This window comes from Janthinobacterium sp. 75 (assembly GCF_004365495.1).
Lineage (GTDB): Bacteria > Pseudomonadota > Gammaproteobacteria > Burkholderiales > Burkholderiaceae_D > Janthinobacterium.
In genome coordinates, this window is sequence record NZ_SORD01000001.1 from 514,598 (window position 1) to 533,159 (window position 18,562).

The window sequence follows — 18,562 nt, forward strand, 5'->3', positions numbered from 1 at the left end:
GCAAAGTCTGCCCTTTTTGATTGCCGCGGCGAAAAGCTTATTTCAGGACCACGGGCGCACCGGCCTGCTCGCTGGCCATGGCCGACAGGGCCGCAAACAGTTCCGAGCTGTCGCGCGTGTTGATCCACTCGTCGCCTACGCGCTTGTAGTGGAAACCGCCGGAGCGGGCAGCCACCCACATTTCGCGCATGGGGGCCTGGCTGTTGACGATGATTTTCGTGCCGTTGTCGATGAACTCGATTTCCAGCACATTGCCGCTGCGGCTGCATTCGACGTCGAGCACGTCTTCATCGTTCAGCCGGTCCAGCGCCGCCTCGATCTGGGTCAGGGTGGCTTCGGCCAGGGCCAGGAATTCCGATTCGCTCATGCTACACTCCAAAGATCTTAATCAAACCGTGATTCTAATCGTGAAGTCATCCTCAGCGTTTTATATCGGCATCGCCATTGTGGTCTCTAGCGTCCTGGCCGGCTGCGGCCAGCCCGGCCCCCTGTACCTGCCCAAGCCGCCAGCGGCCAAGGGCGCACCAGCCAAAGGGCCGGTCGAACCGGCACCCGTGCCGCCGCCGCCCGTGATCGTACCAGCCACTTAAACGGAACGCACCGGGGTGGCTGCTTTGGCCGTCCTGGCGCTTTTCTCTCGTTTACTCCAGGCGAAATAAACGCGAATTAGCAGAAGTAGCGCGACGATGCTGCCAAAAAGAATGGGTTGCGCGAAATTATTCTTGCCCGCCTTCATCCACCAGAAATGCAGGATGCCCAGGGGCGCGATGACATAGATCAGGCGGTGCAGCCACTGCCAGCGCTTGCCGCCCAGGCGTTTCACCATGCCGTTCGTGCTCGTCACGGCCAGCGGGATGAGCAAGACGAAGGCGATAAAGCCCACCGTGATGAACGGACGCTTGAGCACATCCTTCCACATTTCCTGCACATCAAAAAAGTGATCGAACCACAGGAAGGTAGTGAAATGCAGCGCCGCGTAGAAAAACGCGAACAGGCCCAGCATGCGCCGCAGCTTGATCAGCCAATTCCATTGGGTGAGGCGCCGCAAGGGCGTGACCGCCAGGCTGATACACAGGAAATACAGGGTCCAGTCGCCCGTGCCGCGCGTGATGAATTCCAGCGGTTCCACCAGTTGCCCCGTGTACGTCAGCCAGACCATGCGTGCAAACGGCAGCAGCGCCAGCAAGAAAATCAGGCTTTTCAGCAGCGACAGCTGCCTGGTCGTGGGATTGATGGCCATGGTCTTTCCTTAAAAAAACTTCTTCAGATCCATGCCCGCATACAAGGAAGCGACATCGTTGTAGCCGTTGAACATCAGGGTCTTGCGCTTGCGCGCGAGAAAACCGTCTTCGCCAATGCGCCGCTCGGAAGCTTGCGACCAGCGCGGATGATCGACGTTCGGGTTCACATTCGAGTAAAAACCGTATTCGGACGGCGCCGACAGGTTCCACGAGGTGCGCGGCTGTTCCTTGACGAAACGGATCTTGACGATGGATTTTGCTGACTTGAAACCATATTTCCACGGCAAGACCATGCGCACGGGCGCGCCGTTCTGGTTCGGCAAGGTTTCGCCATACATGCCCAGGGTCAGCAGCGCCAGCGGATGGTTCGCTTCATCGATGCGCAAGCCTTCCGTATAGGGCCACTGCAGCACGCGGCTGCCCACGCCCGGCATTTGCTTCTTGTCGGCCAGGGTGATGAATTCCACGTACTTGGCATTGCCCGTCGGCTCGACCTTCTTGATAATTTCCGAGAAGGAATAACCGACCCACGGGATGACCATCGACCAGCCTTCCACGCAGCGCAGCCGGTACACGCGCTCTTCCAGCGGTGCCAGCTTCAGCAAGGCATCGAGATCCAGGGTCATCGGCTTTTTCACTTCGCCTTCGATACTGACTGTCCACGGCCGCGTGCGCAGGGTGCCAGCGTTTTGCGCAGGGTCGCTCTTGTCCGTGCCGAATTCGTAGAAATTGTTGTAGCTGGTGGCGTCTTTATAGGCCGTCTGCTTTTCCAGCGCTGAATAGGCGGGATTGAGCTTGGCAGCCAGCTTGGGATTCGTGCCTTGCGCGAACGCTTCGCGGCTGGCCATTTCCAGCAAGGCCGCGCTGGATATCGAACCCAGCGCTACTTGCTTGATGAAGCTGCGGCGCGATTCAAACACGGCGCGCGGCGTAATTTCGGAAGAATACGGCAATTCGATGCCGTTGGGACAGCGCTTGATCAACATGGCGGCTCCGGGAAAAGGTGATTGTTTATACCTTACACCAGTTTTCCCGGGCCGTTCATGACGCTTCTGTCATGAAAAAAATCGTTAGCAAAGTGTCCTAAAAAGTTCAGGGCAAGGCAAGGCTGCCATGGGCTTTTTCTCGGGCGCTTTTACAATTTCCCGTAAGAATGCAGGCCGGACAGGAACATATTCACGCCCAGGAAGGCAAACGTCGTCACCAGCAAGCCCACCAGCGCCCACCACGAAGCGACGCGGCCGCGCAAGCCCGTCATCAGGCGCATGTGCAGCCAGGCTGCATAGTTGAGCCAGACGATCAGCGCCCAGGTTTCTTTCGGGTCCCACGACCAGTAGCCGCCCCATGCTTCGGCCGCCCACAGCGCACCCAGGATGGTCGCTACCGTGAAGAAAGCGAAGCCCACGGAAATGGCCTTGTACATGACGTCGTCGAGCACTTCCAGCGACGGCAGGCGGTCAACCAGGTAGCCGCTCGATTTGAGCAGATACGCCGCCGCCACCATGGCCGACAGGGCAAAGGTGCCGTAGCCGATGAAGTTGGCCGGCACGTGGATCTTCATCCACCAGCTTTGCAGGGCCGGCACCAGCGGCTGGATTTCCGCCGCGTCGCGCGTGACCGTGTACCACATCAGGAACACCACGGCCGCCGAAATGACCAGCATGACGAAGGCGCCCAGTTGGCGCGTCGCATAATGCTGCTCGTAATACAGGTAGAACATGGCCGTGATCAGCGAGAACAGGATGAACACTTCATAAAGGTTCGACACGGGAATGTGGCCCACGTCGGCGCCGATCAGGTAAGACTCGTACCAGCGCACCAGCATGCCTGTCAGGCCCAGCACCACGCCGGCCCAGCACAGCAGGGAGCCGACGGACGAGCCGAATTCCGAGCGCGCTACCAGGCCGATCCAGTAGAACAGCGTCGACAGCACGAACAGGGTGCCCATCCACAGGATGGCGGACTGGCTCGACAAGATATATTTCAGGAAAAATTTCTGATTCGCCATCTCCAGATGGCCCGAGTACAGCTCGATGGCGAACAGCGACAGCACGGCCGCCAGGGGGATCAGCCAGCGCACGGGCTTCCAGTGCCAGCCTAGCCACGCGAACGTGGGCGCCGCTGCCAGCAAGATGGCCTTTTCATAGATATCCATGAAGGCGCCAAAGCGCATCAGGCCGAACAGGGAGGCCGCCAGCAAGCCGGCGCCATACAGCCAATCGATCAGGCTCAGGCGCTTGAAAAATCCTGGTTCCTGCGTATATATTTGCTTGTTTGCCAATTCCATCATTTTCTCCATTCCCGGCGACGCGCAAGCGTCCCGGACACAGCGCAGCTTACGCCGATTGCGGCAGCTTTGCCTTCAAAGTCTCAAATTCTTTTTCAAAATCCAGCGTCTTGCGTTGCGTGCTCATGGCCATCAGGGCTTCGCTGCCGCCTTCGCCATCCTTGATCCACACCCACAGGCGGCGCTCGCGGATATAAAACATGGAAAACACGCCGATCACGAGGAACAGACAACCGAGGTACACCACGCTCTTGCCCGGCGAACGCGTCACCTGCAGCACGGACGCCTTGATTTCCGTGAAGTCGTCCAGCTGCAAATACACGGGTGCGCCATAGAAGAAGCTGTCGGACAGCGCATTCGTTGCCAGTTGCAGGAAGCGGCCGTGCTTGTCATCGGCCTCGATGGCTTTCAAGCCATCCTGGGCGCGCGCCGCCTGCCACAAGTCCCACAGGCTGCCATTCAAGATCTTCATGAAGATATCGGCCGCTTTTTCCTGCTCGGCGGCGGGAATTTTCTCCAGGAAACGCGAAATGGCCAGGAAACCGCCCTCTTGCCCATTGCCGGCAAAAATACCCAGGCTCTTCGCCGCCGATTCCTGCAACTGGCCGCGCAAGGCTTCCGCCCCCGCTTGCGGCATGGCGCGCGCCGCATAGCGCGTGGCAGCCTGCTGGCGCAGCGCGGGATCTTGCAGTGCGGCACGCAAACGCATCCACTCGCTTACGCTGTAATTGTCATCGGCGGGAATGCGCAGATAGCTGAACGGGTCGCTGGGGTTGACGCGCATGCCGGCCAGGAACACCGTCGTGCCATCCACGGTGACGGGCTGCATGTAATTCTGGTATTCGCGTGCCTGACCCGTCTTGTCGCGCAATTTGTATTGCACCGAGGGGCCCACATTCTTGAGATCCTTGTTGTGGGCATTCTTCGCGGCCGAACCGAGGCGCTTGTCCAGGCCGACGGCAAATTTATCGTTGAAACTCTCCGCCTTGCTGACGGCGCGCACATCCTGGCCGGCGCTGAGATTTTCCACGTTAAACGGACGGAAACCCGACCATTCCACTGTGTAGGAATTGCCATCGCTGCGTTCGAGCGGCGTACTGCCGCCCACTTCGCCGCCGATATCGAAGCGTTTCGTCGTCTTGCCCGTCATGGGAAAACCCGTCAACTTGAGCTTGCTGCCGCCATCCTCAAAGCTGGACTGGTACAGGGCCAGGCCCTTGTACAGCAAGGGTTGGTTGACTTTGATGGTGGCAGGAAAACTTTCTCCCGTTACATGATCGGTGATGACGACATCGCTGGCAAACAGCTTGGGCATGCCCGTGCTGTAGAAATCGATATGGAATTTCTTCAGCAAAATCGTGATCGGCAGATCCTGGATCAGCACGCCATCGGCCTGGGGAATGATGGCCGTGTTGCTCGACGAGCCTTCCGGGATCATGGTGTTGCCGCGGAAAGTGGGGTTTGACAGGCTCAAACGGTGCTGGGCGGGAATGTCGGCGATCACGCCGCTGCCGGAAAAAGGCGTCTTGCCAAAGAACCATTGCTGTACGCGGATCGGCATTTCCGAATCGAGCAAGCCGCCCACGCAGATAATGACGATGGCGCCGTGGGCAAAGATATAGCCCCATTTATTGGCGGCGCCCCGCTTGGCCGCCACCAGGGTGGCATTGTCCTTCTCGACCACCTTGGCCGCATAGCCGCTGTCTTTCAGGCGCATCACCATTTGCTGCGCCAGCACGGCACGCGGCAGCGGCGCCTGCCATTCCATCTTGTGATGGAAATTGCGCAAGGATTGCTCGCGCACATTGTCGCGCCAGCTGCGCATATCCTTGAGCATCTTCGGCGCATTGCGCACGATGCACAGCGAGGTCGAGGCGACGAGGAAACCCATGATCACCAGGAACCACCAGGCCGAATACACTGAATACAGGCTCAGCTTGTCAAAGACGGCGAACCAGAACGGACCGAACTGGTTCACATAATTGGGCATGGGCTCGTTCTGCTTGAGCACGGTGCCAATAATGGAGGCGACAGCGATCAGGGTCAGCAAGCTGATGGCAAAGCGCATCGACGAGACCAGCTCGACGAATTCAGCCAAGCTGCGGCGTTGTGTCTTTAACTCGATTCCGGTCGTGCCTGTGCTCATACGTGGATACTCATACGGGATATGCAATCTTCAAGAAAATGTGGCATGGAGCAGATAGTTTCTCCGCGCAAGGCGGCAGCATACTCCTGTTTGCCCCCTGCCATAAAAAAGGGCAGCCCGTTGAGACGGCCGCCCTCTTCATGCGCGCTGGTGCGCCTGGCAATCTCTTGCCAATATGAAAACTTACTTCAGGCCGGCGATATAGTCGGCTACGGCGGCAATCTCGTCATCCGACATGCGGGCGGCAATGGTGTGCATTTGCGCGCTGTTCTTGCGGGCATCAGCCTTGGTGCTGCGGAACATGCTCAGCTGGGCCACTGTGTAGTCCTGGTGCTGGCCGGCGATGCGTGGATACTGAACGGGAAGACCATTGCCCGTCGCGCCATGACAGCTGGCGCAGGCAGCAACTTGCTTGGAAGCAATGCCACCACGGTAAATTTTCTTGCCCAAATCGATAGTATCCTTGTTTTTCGCGGCACCCGGCTTGGACAGCTGCGCGCCCAGGTAAGCGGCGATATTCTTCTTGTCGGCGTCGCTGAGCATCTTGGCATAGGTCGTCATGACGGGCTGGTTGCGCTCCGGCGTGGTGAAATCGACCAGTTGCTTGTAGATATAGCTTTCATGCTGGCCGGCCAGCTTCGGGTTGACCGTGATGGTCGAGTTGCCGGCAGCACCATGGCAGGATACGCAGGCAGGCAAGCCGCGCGCCGCATCTCCATCGGCGTACAGGGTAGCACCCTTGGCAGCGTCGGCCTTGACGGCCGGTTTCGGTGGTTCGACAGCGGAAGCAGTTGCCGATACAGCCAGCAAAGCGAGCAACATGGATTTGAACAACGGTGAAAACGCACGATTCATTCAGGCACCCTGAGACAGTGAGAAATTAGTGGTGGACATTGCCGCGCCCTGTGGATTTTTGCTTTATTTTCAGGGCCGCAAGCCGCATCGCTGCTACGCCGGCAACAATAAACAACCCCTTATTGTACAATAGCTTCTTGGCGTTATCGCTCCCTTATCGCTCCCTTTTGTTGCTTTACTACTCCCATGTCAAAACTCTGGCAAGCCCGCTTCTTTACGACCGTCAACCAATTGCGTGACCTGCCCGATACCACGGTGCCGGAAATCGCCTTTGCCGGCCGCTCCAATGCCGGTAAATCGACCGCCATCAACATCTTGTGTAATCAGAAAGGCTTGGCGTTCGCCTCCAAGACACCTGGCCGTACCCAGCACATCAACTACTTCTCCATCGGCGGCGCCCACGTGGCGCAGCACCGCAAGGATGCCACCATCGTCGAAGAGATCGAATGCCTGCTGGTCGACTTGCCTGGCTACGGCTACGCGGAAGTTTCGGGCTCGGCCAAATTGCACTGGCAGCGCCTGCTGGGCGACTACGTGCAACGCCGCGAACAATTGGCCGGCTTGATCCTGATCATGGATTCGCGCCGTCCGTTCACCGACCTGGACATCCAGATGCTGGAATGGTTCGCCCCGACGGGCAAGCCGATCCACTGCATCCTGACGAAGGTCGATAAGCTCAACCGCAATGAGTCTGTCAACGCGCTGCGCCAGGCGAAAGCCAAGCTCGACAGCTATGTGGATGAAGACGGTGTCGGCTTCCCGTTCACCGTGCAACTGTTCTCGGCCTTGAAACGCGTCGGCATCGACGAAGCCAATGACAAGATCATGGAACTGGCTGGCATCAGCGAAGACGGTGCGGCCCAGATGGTCGAACTGATCGACATGGAAGACGACGTCGAGCCGGAGTCGGACAAACCGGCTTGATCGACATCAACGCGACGTAAAAAAAGGCTGCCCGTTCACACGGTGCAGCCTTTTTTATTACAGCGAGTTCCTAGCGCCGTCCCGGCCCTGGCCGCTTCTCCGAAAAGAATTCCTGGCGCAGGAAAGCGCTCAGCTCGGCCGTGTCTTCCACTCTGGCGCTGAGGTTGACGTTGCGCCCCAGGCGCCGCGATTCCCAGACGAAGTCACCAGGTTTTTCGGCGCGGATCAGCTGGATCATCTTCTTGATGATGGCCGTTTCGATATCGGGCTCATTGCCCAGTTCGACTTTTTCCTGCTTCAGCCAGTTGCGTTTGAAGTTGCCATTCCAGCCCTTGAACTTGACTTCCGCGCTGAACGAAGTCTGGTTGACGATGGAAAACACGCCGCCCGAATCCTCGCGGTCGCTACCGGAATTACGCCCCTGGGCGCCAGCGATATTCGCCTTGGCCACGCGCATGGCGCGGTCGTTTTCGCTTTCCTCGGCCGGTGGCGTGGGGTTCTGCGCCTCGCGCTGCTTGCGGCGCTGCTCGATCATCGAGCTCATGTCTTCAGCCGGCGGCGGCGGCAACGGCACTTTCGACACCAGCGGCGGCGTGTAGGTTTCCAGTTTCGGCTTGTCGCGCGGCACGTCTTTTGTGACCACGCGCTTGCTCGGGGCCGGCGGCGGTTTCACCTTGGCCACTTTCGTGTCTTTGGGTTTCGGCGTGGGCTTGGGCTGCGGCTTCGGTTGCGGCTTCGGTTGCGGCTTGTCCTTCAGCGGCGCGATGTAGACCATCGCGCTTTCCTTCTTCGGCGGCGGAATCTTTTCGATCTTGTCGCTGCGCAACAGGACATACGCCGCCAGCAGCACGTGCAGCAAGACGGACACCCCGAGCGCAACCTTGCGCGTGGTGCTGGTCTTGGACCCGTAGGCCGGTGGTGGCTGGATTACTTGCCCGCAAGTGGGGCAAACATCGGAATCGGCAGCCAACAAATGGGTCGTGTCATGCAAAATGAATCGTGCTTTCTGTGTAGCGAAGAAATAACATTACAGGGCAGCCATAGTGCCAGAGTCCCTTGCTTTTGGGAACACTTCCTCGGCCTTTCCAACCCGAAGCGTACAGGATAGCGACATTCCTTGCAGCGCTAAACAGAGTACCCGAGCCGTCTCTTGACGGTTGTTACCGTATGTATCACTGCCCATACAAAACCGGCGCCCCATTCACGCAGGAATGGGGCGCCGGTCAAGCGCCCGCGGGGCACGCACGCGCTCAAGCCTTGTTGTCGAGTAGCACCAGTTGCTCGTCCGTCATCGGCCCCGTGCCGCTGTACTTGTCCAGGAACAAATAGATGACGGGGGTGATGAACAGGGTAATCACTTGTGAAAACAACAATCCACCGACCACCGCCAAGCCCAGCGGCTGGCGCAGTTCGGCGCCGGCGCCCAGGCCCAGGGCGATGGGCAAGGCGCCCATCAGGGCGGCCGCCGACGTCATCATGATGGGGCGGAAACGCAAGATGCAAGCCTGGCGGATGGCTTCAGGCGGGCTCATGCCTTCGTTGCGCTGCGCATGCAGGGCAAAGTCGATCATCATGATGGCGTTTTTCTTGACGATACCGATCAGCATCAAGATGCCGATAATGGCGATCATGGTCAGATCCATGCCGAACAGGCGCAGGGTCAGCAAGGCGCCCACGGCCGCCGACGGCAAGCCGGCCAGGATGGTCAGCGGGTGGATATAACTTTCATACAGCACGCCGAGCAGCACATAGATGACGGCCAGCGCGGCAATGATGAGGATGATCTGGCTGGACTGCGAATCCTGGAACACGGCCGCATCGCCGCCGTAACGCGTGATGATGGAGGCCGGCAAGCTCATTTCCTTGCCCATCACATCGATCTTGCCCGTGGCGATGCCCAGCGGCACGTCCGGCGCCAGGTTGAAGGCGATCGTGACGGCCTGCAGTTGCCCCTGGTGATTCACGGCCGTGGGACCGATGGTGCGTTCCACGTAGGCAATACTCGACAGTTTCACCAGCTCGCCCGACTTGCTGCGCACGGACACGCGCGTGAGCGCATCGTCATACTGACGGTCCTGCGTGGCCGCTTCCAGGATCACGTAGTAGCTCGCTGCCGAGGAATAGATGGTCGACACTTGCCGCTCGCCAAAGGCGCTGTACAGGGCCGTGCGGATATCGGACATTTGCACGCCCAGCAGATTGGCCTTGTCGCGGTCGATCCTGAGGGATGCCTGCAAGCCCTTGATCTGCGAATCGCTGGTGACGTCGCGGAAGGCGGGATCGGCGCGCATGCCGGCAATGAACTTTTCCGCCCAGTCATTCAAGGCATCGGGACTGACGCTTTGCAAGGTGTACTGGTAGCGGCTCTTGCTCTGGCGCCCACCCAACTGCAAGTTTTGCACGGGGCGGAAATACACGGCCATGCCGGGCACGGTGCTCGTCGCGCGGCGCAGGTTTTCCAGCACCACGGGCATTTTCGGCCGCTCGCTGCGCGGTTTTAATACCATGAACATGCGGCCCGTGTTGCCGCCGCCGACGAACGAGGTCACATCCTGCACGCTGGGGTCCGCCTTGAGCACGGCCGCCACGCGGGCTTGCAAGTCCTGCAATGCCGCCGAGGAAATATCCTCCGACGCTTCCGTATTCACCTGGATCTGGCCCAGGTCTTCCTCGGGGAAGAAACCTTTCGGAATGGTCGCGTACAGCAGCACCGTCAGCGCAAACGTGCACACGGCGATGAACAGCACCACGTTACGATGCGCCAGGGCCTTGTCGAGCAAATGGACATAGCCGTTGCGCAATTTCGTGAAACCCGCTTCGAAATGGCGGCCGATGAAGGACTTCTCGCCATGCGTGGGATCGCTGTCATTGTGTTCGCGTGTATCGGCCGGCAGGAAGCGGCTGGCCAGCATCGGCACCAGGGTCAGCGACACGATGGCCGACACGAGGATGGACAGCGAGACGACGACGGCAAACTCGTGGAACAGCAAGCCGATCACGCCCGGCATGAAGAAAATGGGGATGAACACGGCCACCAGCGAGACGGAAATCGAGATGATGGTGAACCCCATTTCCTTGGCGCCCACGAGGGCCGCCTGGATCGGCTTCTTGCCCATCTCGATATGGCGCACGATGTTTTCGAGCACCACGATGGCATCGTCGACCACCAGGCCCACGGCCAGGGTAATGCCCAGCAGGGAAACGTTGTCGAGGCTGTAGCCAAGCCAGTACAGCAGGGCCAGCGCACCGAGCAGGGAAATGGGCATGGTGACGGCCGGAATGAAGGTGGCCGCCGCACGGTGCAGGAACAAAAAGATCACCAGCACCACCAGGATCACCGTCAAGGCCAGGGTCAGGTTGACGTCGTGAATGGCTTCACGGATCGAGACGGAACGGTCATTGACCAGGCTGATCTGGATGGAAGCAGGCAATTGTGCCTTGAAACCCGGCAAGAGCTTGCGCACGGCATCGACCACTTGCACGGTGTTCGCATCCGGTTGGCGCTGCACCAGCAAGGTGATCGAGCGCTCGCCATTGAAACTGCCGGCCGTCTTGGTCGATTGGAAACTGTCTTCCACCTCGGCCACTTCCTTCAGGCGCACAGGCTGGCCGTTGCGCGTGGCGACGATGAGTTCGGCAAAATCGGCCGCCTTCATCATCTGCGGGTTGCCCTGGATGGTCAAGGTCTGGCTGGGGCCGTCGAGGATGCCCAGCGGCGAATTCGTGTTCGAGGCGCGCAGCGCTGTGGCCAGCTCGTCCATGGTCAGGTTGCGCGCGTTCATCAGGTCGGCACGGGCGCGCACGCGCACGGCAAAGCGTTTCTGGCCATTCACGCTGACCTGGGCCACGCCAGGCAAGGTCGACAGGCTGGGCGCGATCAGGTTTTCCGCATAATCATTCAGATCCGACAAGTTCAGCGATGGCGACGTCATCTGGATGAACAGCACGGGCGCATCGGCCGGATTGACTTTGCGGTAGGACGGCAAGTCCGTCATTTCCGTCGGCAACTGGCGCTGAGCGCGCAGCAGGGCCGCCTGCACGTCGACGGCGGCCTCGTTGACATTGATGCTGGCGTCAAACTCCAGGGTCAGCGATGTATTGCCCAGGGTACTCGTGGAGGTGATCAGGCTCAGGCCGGCAATGGTGGAAAATTGCTTTTCCAACGGCAAGGCCACGGACGACGCCATGGTATCGGGGCTGGCGCCTGCCAGGTCGGCGCTGACGTTGATGACAGGCGTGTTGTAGCTCGGCAAGGCCGCCACGGGAATGTGGCCATACGCCAGCACGCCGGCCAGGATGATGGAGAGGGATAGCAGCACCACCATGACGGGGCGGCGGATGCTCAGTTCGGACAGATTCATGCTGGCTTGCCTTGCGGTGCGGCGGCGCCATCGGCTGCCTTGTGTTTTTCCGCCAGGCGCACCTTGCCGCCCGGACGCAGGTTCTGCTTACCATCGACGATGATTTTTTCATCGCCGGTCAATCCGGTCACGACGGCATTCGGGCCAAACGCATACACGCGCGCAATCTTGCGCACCTTGGCGGTGTTATCTGGCTCCATCGAATACACGAAGACGCCCGTGGTATTGGTGATGATGGCGTTTTGCGGGATGACCAGCGCATCCTTGAGCGTGCGCACCGTCAGCTGTGTATTCACATACTGGCCGGGCCACAAGTCGGTACCGCCATTATTGAAGCGGGCCTTGACCTTGATCACGCCCGTGGCGGGATCGACGGCATTATCGATAAAGTTCAGTTTGCCTTCCAGCTGCTTGCCACCCGCGTCCGACAGCAGCGCCTTGACCGCTACCTCGCCCGCCTTCTGCGCCGTCAGCAAGCCCGACAGGCTACTTTCCGGCAAAGTGAACACCACATCGATCGGGTCAAGCTGGGTGATGCTGGTGAGCGAAGTGGTCGGCTGCACCAGGCTGCCCGCGTAGACACTGATGGCGCCCACACGGCCCCCCTGCGGCGCGCGCAGGACGGTGTAGCTGGAATCGACCTGGGCGGCGCGCAAGGCGGCTTGGTCGGCAGCCAGCAAGCCGCGTGCCGCGTCCAGCTGGCTTTGCAGGGTGTCCACGGCGCCCTGGGCGATGAAGTTCTTGCTCAGCAAATCCTGGCTGCGCTTGAGCTGGCGTTCGAGATCCAGCACCGAGGCGCGGTCGCGCAAGACCTGCGCTTGCGCCTTGTCAACATTCGCGTGCTCGCTGCGGGCGTCCAGCGTGAACATCAGCTCGCCCTGTTTGACGAACTGGCCTTCGCGGATGTGCACCTTGGTAATCGTACTGGTCGTCTGTGGATGCAGATCGACGCTGCTGATGGACATCACGCTGCCATTGGCTTGCAGCACCATCGGCACATCCTGGCGCAGCGGCGCAACCACGCTCACGGTGGTCGGTCCCTGTGCGCCCTTGCCCCCTTTGCCATCCTGCCCACCGGCAGCCACACCGGACTGATGATTGAAATACCAGATGCCGCCACCGATACACAGGGCCGCACCCACGAGGATTGCCAAGCTAGTCTTTTTCATTGTTCTGTCACGCTGTTGCAGCGCAGGGCTGCAGGTTGAATGTAGTTGCCAGGGGGGCATAAAGCACAATATTGTCGCACGGAAATGCTCACTTTCCTGCGTAATACTCTGGCACGATAAGGGTGACTTCCAGTCCACCGTCACCATGATTGGCCAGCAAGACCGTGGCGCCATGCTGCTCGGCGATGTTGCGCGCGATGGTCAGGCCCAGGCCCGTTCCGCCCGATTCGCGCGAGCGCGATGTCTCGATGCGGTAAAACGGTTCGAATACCTTGGCCAGTTGATCTGGCGCAATACCCGGCCCGCCGTCGCGGATGCGGATGCGCGCCGCGCCGGCGATACGCTCGACGGTGACCTGCGCGTACACGCCATATTTGACGGCATTGTCGATCAAGTTCACCAGGCAGCGCCGCATGGCGATGGGACGGGCCATCAAGGCCATGCTGGCCTGCCCGGCCAGGGTCACATTCTGGCCGGCATCGGCTGCGTCGGAGCAGACGCTGTCGAGCAGGGAATCGAGATCGAGCGCCTGCATTGCTTCTGTGCTATCCATCGAGCGGGCCAGGTCCAGCCCTTCCTTGACCATGCTCTGCATGGCCGACAGGTCGCCTACCAGACGGTCATACAACTCTGTATCGGCCACTTTTTCCAGGCGCAGGCGCAAACGCGTCAACGGCGTTTGCAAATCATGCGTGATGGCGGCCAGCATTTGTGTACGCTGGGAAATATGCTGGCGTATGCGCGCCTGCATGGCATTGAAGGCGGCACTGGCCTGCCGGATCTCGCTGGCGCCCGACAGGGTCAGCGGCGGATGGTTGATGTCGTTGCCCAGGTCTTTCGCCGCCTGCGCCAGTTGTTTGAGCGGACGCATGGTCATGCGCGTGACCAGGTAAGCGAGGATGGCGATGCTGATCAGGAAAGGCAGCAGGGTCATCCAGTCGTTATGTTCATTGAACGGTGGCTGCTGGCGTGGCGGCAAGACCATCAGACGCAGCACGTGACCGTCCTGCATGCGCACGTCGAGGTTTTCACAGGTACCGCCCCATGGTTTGGCACCGAACATGCCCGGCGACTGGCGCGGCTCGATACAGGCAGCCGGACGTTCGGCCAGCGCGCTGACCTTGAAGCCCTCGCCCAGCTTGGCTTGCAGGGCGCTGGAAAATTCCGTCGGCGCGCCGGGCACATGTTTTGTGTCGGGACGCAGTTCCAGGCGCACGCTGCCCTTGTTGGCCACTTTCAGGTAGGCGGCGCGCGAAGCCAGCGGCACCACGTCGGCCGCCATCACCAGCTGCTCGGCCCGCTCGACGGCGTGGTAGTCGCGGTATTGCTCAATGGCACGCTGGCGTTCGCCCACGGCCAGCCACTGCGTCAGCGCGGCCGAAGCGACGATGCCGATCAGCAGAAACATGAATACACGGCCCGTCATCGACCCCAGGAAGGCCTTCACGCGTGCGGCTCCACGTTGACTTGCCCGGCCAGCACATAGCCGCCGTTACGTACGGTCTTGATGATTTGCGGCAAACGGGCATCTTCACCGAGTTTTTGCCGCAAGCGGCTGATCTGGATATCGATGGAGCGGTCGAACGGGTCGGCGTCGCGCCCCTGCGTCAAGTTCAGCAGCTGGTCACGGTTGAGCACGCGGTTCGGATGTTCCAGGAACACGCGCAACAGGCGGAACTCGGCGCCCGACAGCATGATCACCAGGCCGGTGGGATTGAGCAGGTGGCGCGCCGTCAAGTCCAGGGTCCAGCCGGAAAAGCGGATTTGCTGCGCCTTGTCGGACGGGGCATTCGACGGCATGGCGTGACTGCGGCGCAGCACGCTGCGTATGCGCGCCAGCAATTCACGCGGCTCGAACGGTTTCGGCAAATAATCGTCGGCACCCATTTCCAGGCCCAGGATGCGGTCCAGCGGCTCATTGCGCGCCGTCAGCATGATCACCGGCACCGTCGATTGGGCACGCAGTTTGCGGCACAAGGTCAGGCCGTCGTCACCCGGCAGGTTCAAGTCGAGCACGATCAGGTCGGGCCGCGTTTCATCGAGGATTTTCCACATGGCCGTGCCATCTGCCGCGCCCAGGGTGCGGTAGGCGTTCGTTTCCAGGTAGTCCGCCAGCAAACTGCGGATGTCGCGGTCATCGTCGACGATGAGAATTGTAGAAGTGGGTTCCATGGTACGAATTATCCCCACTTCCCCCGCCCTTGCACAACGCATTTGTATCGTCTTGTATATAGGAGACCCGAAGAAACATATAGATACAAACTGTCTGGCAGCGGACACTTCGGAGAAACATGGCGCGTCCAACATGGATTCATGTGCAGCAACATGTACATCCCTCATCTTTTACAAAGGAATCCAGATGAACGCCTCAATGACAACCTTGCGCAAGAACTTGATCATCGCCATGAGCGTACTCGGCATGGGTGCGGCATCGCTGACCGTCCACGCCCAGGAAGCGGCGGCCAGTGCGCCTGCCGCCAGTACCAAGATGCAACATGACGGCCAGCGCGGCCAGCACCGTGGTGGCAATCCCGCCGAACGCATGGCCAAATACCAGGCCCGCCTGCACGACAAGCTGAAACTGACAGCCGCACAGGAACCGGCCTGGACCGCCTTCACGGCCGCCAACGCGCCGAAGAAGCCGATGGGCGACTGGAAGGCCAGGCACGAAGCGATGGCCAAGCTGTCGGCGCCGGAACGTATGGAGCAATGGATTGCCATGTCGAAGGAACGCATCGCCGGCCAGGAAAGCCGTTTGGCCTCGCTGAAAACCTTCTATGCCGTACTGACGCCGGAGCAAAAGAAAGTATTTGATGACAACGTGCCTGGCGGCAAGCATGGCGGCCATCGTGGTGGCCACCACGGCATGCAGGAGCATCCCAAAGCTGGGTAAGTCGGATTAGGTCCGCAGGACCGTAACCCAACAACTTTGTTGGCGTGTACGGTGGTGTCGGGTTACGCCCTGACGGGCTAACCCGACCTACTCCTCGAGCTTGCGCAGGGAAGTCAGGAACGTCGATGCATTTTGGAAACCGATCACGCGCGACTGGGCGATTTCCTGACCCTGCGGGTTGAACATGATGATCCCCGGTGGGCCGAACAACTGGAAACGCTTCAGCATGGCCTTGTCGTCGGCGTCATTGGCCGTCACGTCCACTTGCAGCAGCACGGCCTGTCCCATCTTCTCGCGCACGGCAGGGTCGACAAAGGTCAGCTTTTCCATTTCAATGCAGGACACGCACCAGTCCGCATAAAAATCCAGCAAGGCTGGCTTGCCATTGAGCTGCGCCAGCGCCGCGTCGAGCTGCGCCACGGTTTTCACGCGCGTAAACGGCTGCGCATGTACCTGTCCGCCGCCCAAGTGGGCCAACGGCGCCAGCGGGTCGCGCCCACCGCTGGCCACGCCGACCAGTTGCAGCACGCCCAACACGGCAAACACCAGGCCGAAGGCCTTGGCTACCCAGGCGTTCTTCGCGCCGCTCTTGCCCACCAGCAGATACATGCCGTAACCGACGAACAGCACCGTCCAGCCCAGCATCTGCACGGCACCCGGTAGCACGGGCGAGACCAGCCACCAGGCCACGCCCAATTGCAGCACACCAAAGAAGCGCTTGACGGCATCCATCCAGGCTCCGGCACGGGGCAGCAAGGTGCCGGCCGAAATACCCACCAACAGCAAAGGCACGCTCATGCCCACGGCCATGGCAAACAGGGCGCCGCCGCCGATGACGACGTCGCGGGTCTGGCTGATGTACAGCAAGGCGCCGGCCAGCGGCGCGGCCACGCATGGCCCCACGATCAGGGCGGAAATGGCGCCCATGACAAATACGCCCGCCAGGCGGCCCGACGACTGCTGGTTCGACACGGATGTCAGCTTGCCCTGCAGGAAAGCTGGCACTTGCAACTCATACAAGCCGAACATCGACAGCGCCAGGCCCGCCATCAGCAAGGCGAAAACGCCAAGCACCCACGGATTTTGCAGCTTGGCCGCGAGGCCTTCGCCCGCCAAGCCGGCTGCCACGCCCAGCGCCGTGTAGACGATGGCCATGCCCAGCGCGTATGTCAGCGACAACAGCAAGCCACGTGAGCGGCTGACCTTGGCACCATCGCCGATGATGATCGACGACAAGATCGGCACCATCGGCAGCACGCACGGGGTGAACGCCAGCCCCAGGCCCAGCAACATGAACAGGGGCACGATGACCAGCAGCTTGCCTCCCTTCAGCGCCGATTCGATCTTGCCCAGCTCGTTCTGCGCCGGCGCCGGGTTTGCCGCCACGGGAGCCACCGCCACCGGGTCGGGCGTGGCCGTGATATCGGGATTGGCGATGCTTATCACTGATACGCCAGGCGACGCTTGCGCCTGCGGGCCGTTGACGGCCGCCGTGTCGGCTGCCGGCGCGGCCGGCAAGGCGAACTTCGATGCCACGCCACCGGGCGCCATGCTCTGGCCGCCGCCACCACCCACCAGCTGGACCGTAGCATCCTGCGGCGCATAGCACAATCCCTTGTCGGAACAGCCCTGTCCCGTCGCCTTCAGGGTAAACGCACCAGCCGCCTCGACAGGAATGGTGATGGTGAGGGTCTTGCGGAACGTTTCCACGTTCTTCTGGAAAGTGTCGTCAAACTTGACCTTGCCGGCCGGATACACGGGCGTGCCCAGCTTGGCGCCCACGGCGTCGAACTTGAAGCGCTCGTGGTACATATAGTAACCATCGGCAATCACATAGGTGACGGCGATGGTGGCCGGGTCCTGCATGCGGGCGGAAAATTTGAAAGCCAGCTCGGGATCAAGGAACTCATCGTCGGCACGGGCATGGCCGGCGCCAACAACGGCGATCAACAGGAAGAGGCAGGCCGCAAACCAGGTGAGGAAAGGATGGCGCGGCGCGGCGCCCGCAGTGGCGCTGGAGGGGAAACGGGACATGAACTACCTTTTCAACCATTCGACAGAGGACGCGCGGAGCAGGCAGCGCATGTGCCGGGCCGGCGCGAAAGGAGAATAGTACACCGCTGAAAGGATAGCTGCAGCAGAAAACAAAAAAGCCAGGCTAGGCCTGGCTTTCTTAGATGCAATTACTGGGATTACTCGCCAGCGATTTCAACTGCTTCGGTCGTATCTGGACGATCCATCAGTTCAACGAACGCCATAGGAGCGTTATCGCCGACGCGGAAACCCATTTTCAGGATACGCACATAGCCGCCGTTACGGTTGGCGTAACGTGGGCCCAGTTCAGCGAACAGCTTCAAGACCATTTCACGATCGCGCAGGCGGTTGAAAGCCAGACGCTTGTTTGCCAGGCAGTCAGTTTTGCCCAGGGTCAGAATTGGCTCGACAACGCGGCGCAGTTCTTTTGCTTTTGGCAGGGTGGTTTTGATCGCTTCGTGACGCAGCAGCGATACTGTCATGTTGCGCAGCATTGCCAGACGGTGGGACGAGGTACGATTCAGTTTACGGAGGCCGTGACCGTGACGCATGATAAATCCTTTCGGTGAGTGTTTAAATTCCAGCTCTTCGATCGATGAAGCTAGTGCAACATCGCGGGCCGGTTTGTTACTTCAAAAATAAAAGCCTGGGA

The 18,562-nt window shown here is 60.3% G+C and carries 16 protein-coding genes; 3 read left to right on the forward strand and 13 right to left on the reverse strand.

Annotation, left to right across the window (positions count from 1 at the left end; genetic code table 11):
* Nucleotides 1-37 precede the first annotated feature (37 nt).
* Nucleotides 38-367, reverse strand: a complete 330-nt coding sequence (gene cyaY / locus C8C89_RS02415) for an iron donor protein CyaY (RefSeq protein WP_034753246.1) — start codon at nt 365-367, stop codon at nt 38-40.
* Between the two features lie 40 nt (nt 368-407).
* Here cyaY and C8C89_RS02420 point away from each other — a divergent pair, with 40 nt between their 5' ends.
* Entirely contained in the window at nt 408-590 is a 183-nt protein-coding gene (locus tag C8C89_RS02420; protein ID WP_070221692.1) for a lipoprotein, read from the forward strand.
* Here the strand turns inward: C8C89_RS02420 and C8C89_RS02425 are convergent.
* From C8C89_RS02425 to C8C89_RS02445, 5 genes are all read right to left on the reverse strand, one after another.
* Nucleotides 587-1,240, reverse strand: coding sequence for a protein-methionine-sulfoxide reductase heme-binding subunit MsrQ (locus C8C89_RS02425; protein ID WP_101483594.1), 654 nt, complete (start codon nt 1,238-1,240; stop codon nt 587-589). The two genes, C8C89_RS02420 and C8C89_RS02425, sit on opposite strands and share 4 nt — an antisense overlap.
* A gap of 9 nt (nt 1,241-1,249) precedes the next feature.
* On the reverse strand, nt 1,250-2,227 hold the full coding sequence (gene msrP, locus C8C89_RS02430; protein WP_133988814.1) for a protein-methionine-sulfoxide reductase catalytic subunit MsrP: 978 nt from the start codon (nt 2,225-2,227) through the stop codon (nt 1,250-1,252).
* 149 nt (nt 2,228-2,376) lie between these two features.
* Nucleotides 2,377-3,528, reverse strand: a complete 1,152-nt coding sequence (ccsB, locus tag C8C89_RS02435; protein ID WP_101483592.1) for a c-type cytochrome biogenesis protein CcsB — start codon at nt 3,526-3,528, stop codon at nt 2,377-2,379.
* A 49-nt stretch (nt 3,529-3,577) separates the two neighbouring features.
* Nucleotides 3,578-5,674, reverse strand: a complete 2,097-nt coding sequence (locus C8C89_RS02440) for a cytochrome c biogenesis protein ResB (RefSeq protein ID WP_101483591.1) — start codon at nt 5,672-5,674, stop codon at nt 3,578-3,580.
* A 183-nt stretch (nt 5,675-5,857) separates the two neighbouring features.
* A complete protein-coding gene (locus C8C89_RS02445) occupies nt 5,858-6,529 on the reverse strand; it encodes a c-type cytochrome (RefSeq protein WP_133988815.1) in 672 nt (223 codons plus the stop codon).
* Nucleotides 6,530-6,715: 186 nt separating this feature from the next.
* On the opposite strand from C8C89_RS02445, the gene yihA reads away from it, so the two are divergent.
* Complete coding sequence (yihA, locus tag C8C89_RS02450; RefSeq protein WP_077398853.1) at nt 6,716-7,453, forward strand: ribosome biogenesis GTP-binding protein YihA/YsxC; 738 nt, start codon at nt 6,716-6,718, stop codon at nt 7,451-7,453.
* Nucleotides 7,454-7,523: 70 nt separating this feature from the next.
* On the opposite strand, the gene C8C89_RS02455 is transcribed toward yihA, so the two are convergent.
* The 5 genes from C8C89_RS02455 to C8C89_RS02475 form a co-directional block, all read right to left on the reverse strand.
* Entirely contained in the window at nt 7,524-8,444 is a 921-nt protein-coding gene (locus tag C8C89_RS02455; RefSeq protein WP_166674659.1) for a hypothetical protein, read from the reverse strand.
* A 259-nt stretch (nt 8,445-8,703) separates the two neighbouring features.
* Entirely contained in the window at nt 8,704-11,814 is a 3,111-nt protein-coding gene (locus tag C8C89_RS02460; RefSeq protein ID WP_133988816.1) for an efflux RND transporter permease subunit, read from the reverse strand.
* Entirely contained in the window at nt 11,811-12,983 is a 1,173-nt protein-coding gene (locus C8C89_RS02465) for an efflux RND transporter periplasmic adaptor subunit (RefSeq protein ID WP_101483588.1), read from the reverse strand. The genes C8C89_RS02460 and C8C89_RS02465 overlap by 4 nt, the downstream gene beginning before the upstream one ends.
* Before the next feature lie 88 nt (nt 12,984-13,071).
* Nucleotides 13,072-14,430 (reverse strand): ATP-binding protein, encoded by a 1,359-nt coding sequence (locus C8C89_RS02470; RefSeq protein ID WP_101483587.1) that lies wholly within the window; start codon nt 14,428-14,430, stop codon nt 13,072-13,074.
* Complete coding sequence (locus C8C89_RS02475; RefSeq protein WP_101483586.1) at nt 14,427-15,155, reverse strand: response regulator; 729 nt, start codon at nt 15,153-15,155, stop codon at nt 14,427-14,429. The genes C8C89_RS02470 and C8C89_RS02475 overlap by 4 nt, the downstream gene beginning before the upstream one ends.
* A gap of 187 nt (nt 15,156-15,342) precedes the next feature.
* Here C8C89_RS02475 and C8C89_RS02480 point away from each other — a divergent pair, with 187 nt between their 5' ends.
* Nucleotides 15,343-15,876 carry a Spy/CpxP family protein refolding chaperone gene (locus C8C89_RS02480; protein WP_166674660.1) on the forward strand — a complete coding sequence of 178 codons (534 nt, stop codon included), beginning with the start codon at nt 15,343-15,345 and terminating at the stop codon, nt 15,874-15,876.
* 87 nt (nt 15,877-15,963) lie between these two features.
* Here the strand turns inward: C8C89_RS02480 and dsbD are convergent, their stop codons facing one another.
* Both dsbD and rplQ read right to left on the reverse strand, forming a co-directional pair.
* The gene (gene dsbD / locus C8C89_RS02485; protein ID WP_133988818.1) at nt 15,964-17,910 is read right to left on the reverse strand and encodes a protein-disulfide reductase DsbD; all 1,947 of its coding nucleotides are present in this window, start codon (nt 17,908-17,910) and stop codon (nt 15,964-15,966) included.
* Between the two features lie 158 nt (nt 17,911-18,068).
* A complete protein-coding gene (rplQ, locus tag C8C89_RS02490) occupies nt 18,069-18,461 on the reverse strand; it encodes a 50S ribosomal protein L17 (protein ID WP_010394482.1) in 393 nt (130 codons plus the stop codon).
* Nucleotides 18,462-18,562: the final 101 nt, after the last annotated feature.

Excerpts from the sequence above, each read along its gene's own strand:
- cyaY (WP_034753246.1), bottom strand. The coding sequence starts at position 367 with ATGAGCGAATCGGAATTCCTGGCCCTGGCCGAAGCCACCCTGACCCAG.
- C8C89_RS02425 (WP_101483594.1), bottom strand. The coding sequence starts at position 1,240 with ATGGCCATCAATCCCACGACCAGGCAGCTGTCGCTGCTGAAAAGCCTG.
- msrP (WP_133988814.1), bottom strand. The coding sequence starts at position 2,227 with ATGTTGATCAAGCGCTGTCCCAACGGCATCGAATTGCCGTATTCTTCC.
- ccsB (WP_101483592.1), bottom strand. The coding sequence starts at position 3,528 with ATGGAATTGGCAAACAAGCAAATATATACGCAGGAACCAGGATTTTTC.
- C8C89_RS02440 (WP_101483591.1), bottom strand. The coding sequence starts at position 5,674 with ATGAGCACAGGCACGACCGGAATCGAGTTAAAGACACAACGCCGCAGC.
- C8C89_RS02445 (WP_133988815.1), bottom strand. The coding sequence starts at position 6,529 with ATGAATCGTGCGTTTTCACCGTTGTTCAAATCCATGTTGCTCGCTTTG.
- yihA (WP_077398853.1), top strand. The coding sequence starts at position 6,716 with ATGTCAAAACTCTGGCAAGCCCGCTTCTTTACGACCGTCAACCAATTG.
- C8C89_RS02460 (WP_133988816.1), bottom strand. The coding sequence starts at position 11,814 with ATGAATCTGTCCGAACTGAGCATCCGCCGCCCCGTCATGGTGGTGCTG.
- C8C89_RS02465 (WP_101483588.1), bottom strand. The coding sequence starts at position 12,983 with ATGAAAAAGACTAGCTTGGCAATCCTCGTGGGTGCGGCCCTGTGTATC.
- C8C89_RS02475 (WP_101483586.1), bottom strand. The coding sequence starts at position 15,155 with ATGGAACCCACTTCTACAATTCTCATCGTCGACGATGACCGCGACATC.
- C8C89_RS02480 (WP_166674660.1), top strand. The coding sequence starts at position 15,343 with ATGAACGCCTCAATGACAACCTTGCGCAAGAACTTGATCATCGCCATG.
- dsbD (WP_133988818.1), bottom strand. The coding sequence starts at position 17,910 with ATGTCCCGTTTCCCCTCCAGCGCCACTGCGGGCGCCGCGCCGCGCCAT.
- rplQ (WP_010394482.1), bottom strand. The coding sequence starts at position 18,461 with ATGCGTCACGGTCACGGCCTCCGTAAACTGAATCGTACCTCGTCCCAC.